Annotated in this window: 3 protein-coding genes and 1 pseudogene; all 4 read right to left on the bottom strand. The window is 62.3% G+C overall.

The window, feature by feature from the left end; translation table 11 throughout:
* Positions 1-223, bottom strand: a 223-nt coding sequence (locus ACSFBL_RS35485) for a hypothetical protein (protein ID WP_435520480.1), incomplete at its 3' end; no start/stop codon positions are given.
* A 621-nt stretch (positions 224-844) separates the two neighbouring features.
* Positions 845-1,264: a hypothetical protein gene (locus tag ACSFBL_RS35480; protein WP_435520479.1), complete on the bottom strand. Its 420-nt coding sequence runs from the start codon at positions 1,262-1,264 to the stop codon at positions 845-847.
* A 512-nt stretch (positions 1,265-1,776) separates the two neighbouring features.
* Positions 1,777-2,268, bottom strand: coding sequence for a hypothetical protein (locus tag ACSFBL_RS35475; RefSeq protein WP_435520478.1), 492 nt, complete (start codon positions 2,266-2,268; stop codon positions 1,777-1,779).
* A gap of 47 nt (positions 2,269-2,315) precedes the next feature.
* Positions 2,316-2,780: pseudogene (locus tag ACSFBL_RS35470) on the bottom strand (transposase); the annotation flags it as partial.
* Positions 2,781-2,865: the final 85 nt, after the last annotated feature.

Genomic DNA, 2,865 nt, shown 5'->3' with positions numbered 1-2,865 from the left:
CGCCGCCGCCACCGCCGCCACCGCCGCCACCGCCACCACCGCCGCCGCCGCCGCCACCGCCGCCGCCGCCGCCGCCACCACCGCCGCCGCCACCGCCGCCACCACCGCCGCCACCGCCGCCGCCGCCGCCGCCGCCGCCGCCGCCGCCGCCGCCGCCGCCGCCGCCGCCATCGTCATCGGCAAGGACCTTCGCATGCCTTATCTCGTCAACAATCGATGTCACACGACGTTCGATCGGGCTAAGAGGATCCGTGGGATCCGTGGGATCCCGAGGCGTCTTGGCATTTGGGTTTAGGCCACTGCTAGGTTCTCGTGCCAGGTCTTCGATGTCGCCAGGCGCAGATGCGCTGAAGGTCCCTGGGGCGTCGACCGGCGCATCGTTTGGGCGGAGTTCCACGCCCAAACGAATGCCTAGAGTCACGATCCCAGGACGGTGCGCCGCGACTGCTGCGCGGGCGAGCATCCGGGTGAAGTCTTCGAGGTCCGTGGGGAGTTTCGAGGCCATGAGCTACCGTAGGCGCTTCTCCACAAACATTCGCCCCCAAACTAATGGATGACCTGTGGGGGAGCGTCGGCAACGGTGGACTCGCCACCATGTCGGCGCAGCACCCATCTCCGAGCATGGTGCCTTTTGCCGGCTCGTTTAAGTGATGGAAGCGACAGAAAAAGCCTCCGTTTAGGAGAGCTGCCGGCAGCCGTTCGCCGCCGGCCGGAGGCCTTCGAGGCGGGCGTAGTAAAGCTTTATGAGCTTGTGCCCGATGAGCGGATATCAGATCCGCTTGATGCGGGTGGGGCTTTCCAAGCGTGATCCGCAACGCTCAAGCGATGGACACTCTGAAGGACCTCATTCCCCTTGGGGGCCCATTTGGACACCCGATTCGCGGCAGAAACGAGCGAAAGCTTCCCAGTTCTCCCCACGAACGAAGCGACCGGCATCGACCAGGTAGTAGCCACCTTGGCGCAGCGTTCCCTTCATGTCCCCGATGAACTTGGAGTATCGATCCAGGGCTTCGCCTTTCAGCGCGAGCATCGCTTTGACCTCGAGCGTTTCTAAGTGACCGATCACGCGATCTCGCAGAGACCCTTCAACGTGGTCGGCACCAAGAATGTTCAAGCCGTCCATCCGACCCAGGGACACGGGTACGAAGCGCACGCCTGGCGTCAGATCGCGCTCCTGTTCAGTCGGCAAGCGGTAGTAGGTCAGCTGGCCACCCAGCTTGGCCAGGTCGTTAAAGGACTTCTCGATAGCGCGGTCGCGTTTCAACTCGTTTAGGATGGCCCGAACGGTCTTCCGCGCTGGGGACACCCGCGCCACAGCTCGCGGGCGCCTTTGAGGGTCTCGTCCTTTTGCGCCATCAAATCTGAGATCACGTCGAGCTGAGCCTGCGCTTTCTCGGTTGTCACGAACTCCCGGTAGATCTCCTCCCAGACGGCGCCCTCGACGTGACGTTTGCCGCAAAAGCGACCGATATTTGTCTCAAGTCCCATCAGCTAGCAGGACTAAGAAGCCGAGGCCATGCATGGTGCGGCAGCTGCCGAGCCCGCACCGGAGGTACTGCTCCTTCGGGAATGAGTAGCCACCCAGGATTCGAACTGGTGGCGTCGCCTTGACGTCGACCTCATCTCGCCAAGCTGGCCGAGATTGGAAATCCTCGGCGCGCTCGAATTTCAACAGGCGTTGGTCCGCCCGAACGTTCTCGTCCATTAATTTCCCCTCCACTCTCATTGTCCCTGTTCCCGCGCTCTGGCTTGGCCGAGCGAGATTTGAACGGTGGATCAGTACCGCACCGATCGATAGAGCTTCGGACCGATATTCACGTCGACGACTCGCGGCGATTTCGCCGGCTCGATGGTCGCGATTTGCTCATAGACGATGACGGTTTTCGTTTGAGGCACTTCTTGTGTGCCTGTGTCGAAGATCAGCGTTCCCAGCTGCTTTCCCACGCATACCTTGTTGGTTCTCGTTGACGCGTTTTGCCCATTGCCGTCACCGATCCCAGTTTGAAAGATGACGCCCGCGGGTACATCGATGGGTTGATCGTTTTGCCAGGGTCGATTCGGTTGGGGTTTCGATGCGAGTGCGAGCTGGTTGAAGAGGTTCGGAGACAGCTGGACCGCTTGGATTTCTTGCTCCAAAGCTTTCGTTCCGTCTGGACATTGATCGTAGGGTCGGTAGGCCGGTTGCATCGTTGCCGGGGCCCCTTCTGGACAACTGGGGAAGGGCTCTTTCGGGTCCTTGGCCTGACCTTCGATGAGGTCGCGTCCCATTCCGTGGTGTAGCTCCACAGCCCGGAGAAGGCTGAGCTGCACGGTACTCAGCGAGCCACAGCGGACAGCCGAGTGGGCGCAGTATCGCTCAGGGTCTGCAGGCCTTCCAACTGCATGTAACGCCGGTTGAGCGACCACTCGTCGTTCTGCTCAAGCATCATGGCGCCGACGAGCCGCGTGATCGAGGCGTCGTTGGGGAAGATGCCCACGACGTTCGTGCGCCGCTTGATCTCCGCGTTCAGCCGCTCCAAGGGGTTCGTGCTGTAGATCTGCGTCCAGTGAGCCCGCGGGAAGGTCATGAAGGCCAGCACGTCGTTCTCCGCGTCGTCCATCAGGGCGCCGAGCTTGGGGAACTTGTCTCGGAGCTGATCGGCCACCGAGCGCCACTGCGTGCGAGCCGCATCTGCCGAGTCCTGCACGAACGCCGTGCCGATGGCAGCTGAGACCATGCGCCGCTGGGTCTTGCCAGCGTACGCCAGCGCGTTTCGCATAAAGTGAACTTTCTGCCGACGTCGGCAGAAAGTTCATTACGCCGACCTCCGGGTTATGCCGACATGGCGTCGCCCACCGAGCCCGTGGGCGGCGAAGCCGCAGTTG

This window comes from Variovorax glacialis, assembly GCF_051216375.1.
Taxonomy (GTDB): Bacteria; Pseudomonadota; Gammaproteobacteria; order Burkholderiales; family Burkholderiaceae_C; genus Variovorax.
Note: the sequence above shows the minus strand (reverse complement) of the source record. Positions and strands in the feature narration are given on the sequence as shown.